This window comes from Brachyspira catarrhinii (genome assembly GCF_005518285.1).
GTDB lineage: Bacteria > Spirochaetota > Brachyspiria > Brachyspirales > Brachyspiraceae > Brachyspira > Brachyspira catarrhinii.
Genome location: NZ_SJDU01000787.1, coordinates 1 through 436 on the forward strand (window position 1 = coordinate 1; position 436 = coordinate 436).

Below are 436 nucleotides of genomic sequence, written 5' to 3' on the forward strand. Positions count from 1 at the left end.
TGAATATATAACTATTTTTAATAATGTTACATCTTTATTAACTGAAAAAAGAATAGATATATCACTTGAACCGATATTGTGTTTTACTGATAAAGTAATCAAATATTTGAATGAACATTCAGATGATAAATCTTATTATTATAAAAAAATAGATGAAATTACTAAATATATAAAGGATAATCATAATAGTGAAGATTACTGTCATAATATAAAATATAATTTAAATAATTATAATGCTGATATATTATTAGAATATCACTATGAGTCAGGTACATTTCAGTTTTCTATTTATAGTTATTCATATAAAAATGAAAAAAGTTATAAAAAATTAAAAAATAAAGAGTCTTCAATAAAGGAAATATTTAGTAATTTTGAAGAAGCAAATCCGTATGTATACTATATAGATACAGAAAAAGATAGTCCAGAGGAAATTGCT

Annotated in this window: 1 pseudogene; it reads left to right on the forward strand. The window is 20.0% G+C overall.

The features are described 5' to 3' along the window. Positions 1 to 436, forward strand: a pseudogene (locus EZH24_RS14550) (PD-(D/E)XK nuclease family protein); the annotation flags it as partial.